The following is a 6,000-nucleotide window of genomic DNA, read 5'->3' on the forward strand; positions in this document are numbered from 1 at the left end:
CGCAATCCGCTGGATGGCTAAAAGCTTTCCGCATATTAACCGGATCTGGGTAGATAGCCAGAAACCTTCCACATGATTTAGCTATAGTACATATGGACTATTGTGTAGCGTTTATCACAAGGTGTACTGATGGCACAGGACTCCCCCCTTTAGAGGAAGCCGACAAAACTGCTGGACTAGGTACGTGAGGCCATGCGGTTGAATCATTACGCCTACCGCACAGAGGAAACCTACGTCCACTGGATCAGACGATACATCTCGTTTCCTAACAAGTGCCACCCCAAAGACATAGGGCGGCCTGAAATTGAAGCATTCTTGACGAATCTGGCTATCAACCAGCAGGTTACGGCCTCGGCTCAAAATCAAGCACTCAGCACCCATGTGCCGAACCGGAGTGGGTGGGGGGTGCGAGGCCCGCTAGATAACTAGCGATCGAATGGCTCTGGGAGGGCTAGCACCTTCGGCAATAGCTGCCATCACCTGCTGAAAGAGGTTTGGTATAGCAGCATCAGCGAAAAACTGACTGGATTCTGTTTGAGCGTATCCCCCAGGCGTTAAGCCAAAGATAGCTAAAACATCTCCTCGAATTAGCCATATCTCAGGAATTTCAAATCGTTCGTAATCTGCGATATTCGTGAAGTTAGTCACATCGATTTCAACCGCAATGTCAGGTGGCGGATCAGTGGCCAAATCAATGCGACGTTTGCCGCTCACAGCGGCCCAGTTACTCAGCCAAAAACAATGATCCGGTTCAATGCCCGCCTGTTCAGGAATTTGCAGAGTAACGGGCGTCGTGCGAACGTAATCGCGGAGTTGCTGGTTGAGGAGAGCGACAATTAAATCAGCCACAATGGCATCTAGCTGGCCGTGCTCAAAGGTTGGCATCTTGAGGGTCAGGTATCCATCAGCATATTTAAGACGCGGAGTACTGCGATCGCCTCTGCTTGCAGCCAGTTGTTCGTAATCTGCCCAGCTCATGGGGATAGTTGCCACTGAGCCATCGGGTAAAGATTTGATAGGTGCGATCGCGATCATACCTTTGCACCACAGCAGTTCTAATTCATTGATTATAGGCTGCCTAACAGCAGCTCGATTCTGGAAAACCCATAAACCCCATAACGCTTCTATTACTGTCGATGCCAGCGAGTTTCGCCATCGGGTTGATCGACCACCGTAACCCCCACCACCGCCAGTCGATCGCGAATCTGATCCGCCGTGGCAAAGTCCCGATGTTGCCGAGCCCTCTGGCGTTGTTGAACTAGGTCTGCAATCGCCCCATCATCCAGCCCTGCCCCCGTTTGCTCCTCAGCCATCAGATCCGCCTCCAGCCCCAACACCTGGGCCAAATCCACCAGAGTCTGCCACTGCTGGCAGAGCTGCGCCGAGTTCTCTGGGGTGTCGCCCCCATGGGTGAGGCGATTGTGCTCCCGCTGCAAGCCCTTGGCCAACTCAAACACCACCGCCAGAGCCCTGGGGGTATTCAGGTCATCATCCATCGCCGCTTGAAACCGCTCGACCCATGGGGTCTCCCCCGTTTGGCGAGTAGCGCTTGAGGGGGCGGATGTAGGGGCGGGCCAGCCCAGGTTTGCGCCGTGGCGATCGCCAAACAGCAGTCCGGCTTTCAGCGTTTGCCAATTGCTGAGCGCCGCTGCAATCGCAGCTTTCGTAAAATCTAGCGGCTTGCGGTAGTGCCCTTGCAGCACAAACAGCCGCACCGCCATCGGGTCTACCGGCTGGGGATACTCCGCCCAGCGCCCATCCAACAAATCGCGAATCGTGGTGAAGTTGCCCAGGGATTTTGACATCTTCTCCCCATTCACCGTCACCATGCCATTGTGCAACCAGCAGTGGGCCAGGGGTTTGCCGCTGGCCGCCTGGGACTGGGCAATCTCATTTTCATGGTGGGGAAACACCAGGTCGCCGCCGCCGCCGTGGATATCGATAGTCGCCCCCAGCCGCGCCCGAATCATCGCCGAGCACTCAATGTGCCAGCCCGGTCGCCCCGGCCCCCAGGGGGAATCCCAGGCGGGTTCATCGGGTTTGGCCCCCTTCCACAGGGCAAAGTCAGCCGGGTCGGCCTTGGCCGTAGTCGCCAAATCGCGACCACTGGCCCCGGCCTCTAGGGTAGACTGCGATCGCCCCGAAAGCTTTCCATAGTCGGCAAACTGGCCCACCTGGTAATACACATCCCCCTCAGCCCCGTAGGCATAGCCTTTCGCCTCCAGCTGGCCAATCAGCTCGTGAATCGCCCCAATGTGCTCCGTCACCCGAGGGTATTCATCGGCATCCAGCACATTTAAACGACGCATGTCCTCAAAGTAGCGCTCGATGTAGCGCTCCGACACCGCCGCCATCGTCGTCCCCTCGGCTTTGGCCCGGTTGAGAATCTTGTCGTCAACGTCGGTAAAGTTCTGCACATAGTGCACCACATACCCCCGCCAACGCAGGTACCGCCGCAGCACATCCCAGCCCAGGTACGACCGGGCATGGCCCAAATGGCAATCGTCGTAGACCGTCACCCCACAGCAGTACATCGTCACCCGACCGGGGGTGATGGGGGTAAAGGGTTGCTTGCCTTTGGTGAGGGTGTTGTGGAGGGTGAGGGACATGGGGAAAGGGGTGTGGGCGGGTGGATGGGTAGGGGGGTGGATGGGTATATGGGTGGATGGGTAGGGGCAGACCCATGTGTCTGCCCTGGGGGATGGGTAGGGGGGTGGATGGGTAGGGGGTTTCGAGCCTCGGGTTCCCCTCCTGGGAGGGGCAGGGGTGGGTTATTCGGCGATACAATCCCTCAGCTTCGCTTCCATCGCTTTGAGATCCAGGTTGCGGCCAATGCAAACCAGTTGGTTGCCCGGTGGCCCTGGCCATTCAGAGTCTTCCAGGTGAAACCGCCTGCCAGTGAGCTGGAAAAAGTGACGGGCGGGGCTTTCTTTGAACCAGATAATCCCCTTCATGCGGAACAGTTCTGGCGGCAGGTGAAAGTCAAGCAATTGCTGAAATTTCTTCAGGGCAAAGGGTTGGTCAGCGCGAAAGGCGAGGGACACAAAGCCATCGTTATCCAGGTGGTCGGAGTGGTGATGGTGGTGTTCGTGGGGATGGTCGTGGTCGTGGTGATGCCCGTGGTGGTCATGGCTCTCGTGGTGGCCATGGTCGTGGTCGTGATCATGGCTATGGGCTGCTTTTTCGGCATCGGCCTGGGCCACCGCCTGGTAGGGTCCCTGGTCTCCGGCCTTCACGTCAATGATTAGCGGGAGGGGCACCTGACCCCGTTGGCTATGGAGGATTTTGACATCCTCTCGAAGGGTGCGCAGGTGCTGTTCTACCGCCACCAGGCGTTCGGGGGGCACCAGGTCGGTCTTGTTTAGCAGCAGAATGTCGCCGTAGGTCACCTGGCTCATGGCGGCCTGGCTGTTGAACAACTCGGGCTCAAAGCTTTCAGCATCGATCATAGTCAGGATGGAATCCAGCCGGGTCAGATCCCGCAGTTCAGTGCCGAGGAACGTGAGGGTGATGGGCAAAGGGTCAGCCACGCCCGTGGTTTCGACCACCAGGTAGTCGATGCGGTCGCGCTTCTCCAGCACCCGATACACCGCCTGCATCAGGTCGTCGTTGATGGTGCAGCAGATGCAGCCGTTGGTGAGTTCCACCATGTCTTGCTCAACGGTGACCAAAAACTGGCTGTCGATATTGATATCGCCAAATTCATTCACCAGCACCGCAACGCGGAAGGCATCGAAGTTTTGCAGGATGTGGTTCAGCAGGGTGGTTTTACCACTGCCCAAGAAGCCGGTGATGATGGTGACGGGGAGGCGGGTGTCGGGGGTGTTGGGTTGCATGGGTGGATGGGTGGATGGGTGGATGGGTGGATGGGTGGGGAGTGGATGGGTGGATGGGTGGGGAGTGGATGGGTGGATGGGTGGGGAGTGGATGGGTGGATGGGTTTCGGCATCTCCTCCTGGGAGGGGCAGGGGTGGGTTGTTCGGGTATCGGGTTCCGGGTATGAGGCTTTATCTGACACCCAATACCTAAAACCCTGTTTTACAGACAGCGGGAGCGAGTCCCGGTTAGGCAGTTGGTCAGTTGCTGGTGGAGCTGGAGGGGGTTGAGCTGGCGACCGATAAAGACCAGCTGGTTTTGGGGTGGGCCGATCCAGGGTTCGGGGCTGAGGTTAAAGCGCTTACCGCTGAGCTGAAAGATATGGCGCAGGTCTTCGCCCTCGAACCAGAGAATGCCCTTGGCCCGAAACACTTCGGCGGGCAACTGGGACATTAAAAAGTGCTCAAAGCGATCGACGTTAAAGGGGCGATCGCTTTTGAAAGGAACCGACATAAACCCATCGGTGCCCAGATGACCGTTAGGTTGAGGCGCTTGGGCTGCGCTGACCATGGCCGGGGGCAGGGCCGGAGCTAGCCCTACGTCCAACAGGGCCGAAAGGGGCAGTTGATCGGCTTGCTCGGTCAGCGAACAGCGCAGCACCCGGGCCTGGTCTTTGAATCCCTGAATGTAGGCCTCTAGCCAGGTCAACTTGACCTCGGGGGTGAGGTCGGCCTTGTTGAGCAGGATGATATCGCCGTAGGTGAGCTGGCTGGTGGCGGCGGCACTGTCAAAGTGGTCGTCGGTAAAGGTTTCGGCATCGACGACGGTGATCACAGAATCCAGGTGGGTGAGCCGCTTCAGCTCGGTGCCGACAAAGGTGAGCATAATCGGCAGGGGATCGGCCAGGCCGGTGGTTTCGACTACCAGGTAATCGACGCGTTCGGCTTTGCCGTCTCGACGAGAATCGGGCAGCTCTAGCACCCGATACACGGCGTCGATCAGGTCGTCGTTGATGGTGCAGCAGATGCAGCCGTTGCTCAGCTCCACCATGGTCTCGTCCATGGCGACCAGCAGCTGGCTGTCGATGTTGATGTCGCCAAACTCGTTAACCAGCACCGCCACTTTGAGATTTTGGCGGTTGGTCAGAATGTGGTTCAGCAGGGTGGTTTTGCCGCTGCCCAGGAATCCTGTGATCAGCGTTACCGGCAGACCCCGCTTGGGGATGACCGGCTCAGGAATGAGCGCTGACGAGGTAGGAGGTGGCATAATGACATATCAGAATGATAATCATTCTCGTAATAGTAGCGTACTTTTCCCCTGATCATCCCTCGACTCGTTTCTCGTTAGGGCAGCCACCCATCCACTCTCCCACCCATCCCTATGCCCCCCTCCACCGACATTGCCATCATCAGGTTCTGGGACGACAGCGGTTTCGGCTGGGGTTAGCGGACGGTCGGCAGCTTTTGGCCTGGCGGGTGGTGCTGGCGATCGCATCGACCTGCGCGGTCTCTCTTTGACGGGGGAGCGAATTTTGATTGTGGGCAGCGGCCTGACCAGTGGCCATCTAGCTAGCGCCAGGGGCAGATTACCTTCTACGAACAGTGCAAAGTGCAGCGGGCGGAGTGGAAGGGCGACACCTGGCGGGTGCACTGTAGCACCGGAGCCGAGCACGACTGCCTCACCCACCTGCCGATGGATCGGATCTGGCTGGCCACGGGCAGTCAGCTGAATATGGAGCACTGGCCCCTGCTGGCCGATGTGCGGGCCACTTGCCCCATTGAGATCGTCAATGGCCTGTCCGTTCTAGATCATCACCTGCGCTGGCCGGGGTGCAACCTGTTTCTCATGCATGGGACAGTTTTTGGCGGCGGCGATGGCGGCGGACTGGCCACCCCTAGCCCTAAGTTTGCAGCCCCAAAGCCAAGACTGTGAGCCCAACTTTGGCCTGGGCTGGGTCTTCACCGATGTCGATGGTGCCCCGATGATTATGCACAATGGGCGCACCGGCGGCTACTACGCCTTTGTGGGCTGGCTACCGGAGGCAGAGCGGGGGCTGGTGCTGCTGACCAATACCAGCGACGCCCAGGGAGATCAGGTGGCCACGGCCCTGTTAACCGGAGACCCCTTACCCACCCGCCCCTGAGCGCGGGCAGCCTGATATTAACGCTGGTGCTGGCTAGTTTC

General features: G+C 58.4%; 8 protein-coding genes. 4 read left to right on the forward strand and 4 right to left on the reverse strand.

The annotated features are described in order from the left end of the window. The first annotated feature begins 192 nt into the window (after positions 1-192). Positions 193-429 carry a phage integrase N-terminal SAM-like domain-containing protein gene (locus E1H13_RS22145; protein ID WP_169616773.1) on the forward strand — a complete coding sequence of 79 codons (237 nt, stop codon included), beginning with the start codon at positions 193-195 and terminating at the stop codon, positions 427-429. Here the strand turns inward: E1H13_RS22145 and E1H13_RS22150 are convergent. The 4 genes from E1H13_RS22150 to E1H13_RS22165 all read right to left on the reverse strand — a co-directional run bounded on the left by E1H13_RS22150 (position 418) and on the right by E1H13_RS22165 (position 5,082). Beyond that, positions 418-978: a Uma2 family endonuclease gene (locus E1H13_RS22150; protein ID WP_169616775.1), complete on the reverse strand. Its 561-nt coding sequence runs from the start codon at positions 976-978 to the stop codon at positions 418-420. The two genes, E1H13_RS22145 and E1H13_RS22150, sit on opposite strands and share 12 nt — an antisense overlap. A gap of 149 nt (positions 979-1,127) precedes the next feature. Next, positions 1,128-2,609, reverse strand: coding sequence for a cysteine--tRNA ligase (cysS, locus tag E1H13_RS22155; protein WP_169616777.1), 1,482 nt, complete (start codon positions 2,607-2,609; stop codon positions 1,128-1,130). A 162-nt stretch (positions 2,610-2,771) separates the two neighbouring features. Continuing rightward, positions 2,772-3,836 (reverse strand): GTP-binding protein, encoded by a 1,065-nt coding sequence (locus E1H13_RS22160; protein ID WP_169616779.1) that lies wholly within the window; start codon positions 3,834-3,836, stop codon positions 2,772-2,774. Between the two features lie 202 nt (positions 3,837-4,038). Further along, complete coding sequence (locus E1H13_RS22165) at positions 4,039-5,082, reverse strand: GTP-binding protein (protein WP_169616781.1); 1,044 nt, start codon at positions 5,080-5,082, stop codon at positions 4,039-4,041. Between the two features lie 14 nt (positions 5,083-5,096). On the opposite strand from E1H13_RS22165, the gene E1H13_RS22170 reads away from it, so the two are divergent. The 3 genes from E1H13_RS22170 to E1H13_RS22180 all read left to right on the forward strand — a co-directional run bounded on the left by E1H13_RS22170 (position 5,097) and on the right by E1H13_RS22180 (position 5,959). After that, entirely contained in the window at positions 5,097-5,333 is a 237-nt protein-coding gene (locus E1H13_RS22170) for a hypothetical protein (protein ID WP_169616783.1), read from the forward strand. 91 nt (positions 5,334-5,424) lie between these two features. Next, positions 5,425-5,748, forward strand: a complete 324-nt coding sequence (locus E1H13_RS22175; protein ID WP_169616785.1) for a hypothetical protein — start codon at positions 5,425-5,427, stop codon at positions 5,746-5,748. Then, the gene (locus tag E1H13_RS22180) at positions 5,723-5,959 is read left to right on the forward strand and encodes a serine hydrolase (RefSeq protein ID WP_169616786.1); all 237 of its coding nucleotides are present in this window, start codon (positions 5,723-5,725) and stop codon (positions 5,957-5,959) included. The genes E1H13_RS22175 and E1H13_RS22180 overlap by 26 nt, the downstream gene beginning before the upstream one ends. The last annotated feature ends 41 nt before the right edge of the window (positions 5,960-6,000 follow it).

This window comes from Nodosilinea sp. P-1105, from assembly GCF_012911975.1.
Classification (GTDB): domain Bacteria; phylum Cyanobacteriota; class Cyanobacteriia; order Phormidesmidales; family Phormidesmidaceae; genus Nodosilinea.

Coding starts and splice junctions, on each gene's coding strand:
- E1H13_RS22145 (WP_169616773.1), top strand. CDS start 193: ATGCGGTTGAATCATTACGCCTACCGCACAGAGGAAACCTACGTCCAC.
- E1H13_RS22150 (WP_169616775.1), bottom strand. CDS start 978: ATGAGCTGGGCAGATTACGAACAACTGGCTGCAAGCAGAGGCGATCGC.
- cysS (WP_169616777.1), bottom strand. CDS start 2,609: ATGTCCCTCACCCTCCACAACACCCTCACCAAAGGCAAGCAACCCTTT.
- E1H13_RS22160 (WP_169616779.1), bottom strand. CDS start 3,836: ATGCAACCCAACACCCCCGACACCCGCCTCCCCGTCACCATCATCACC.
- E1H13_RS22165 (WP_169616781.1), bottom strand. CDS start 5,082: ATGCCACCTCCTACCTCGTCAGCGCTCATTCCTGAGCCGGTCATCCCC.
- E1H13_RS22170 (WP_169616783.1), top strand. CDS start 5,097: ATGATAATCATTCTCGTAATAGTAGCGTACTTTTCCCCTGATCATCCC.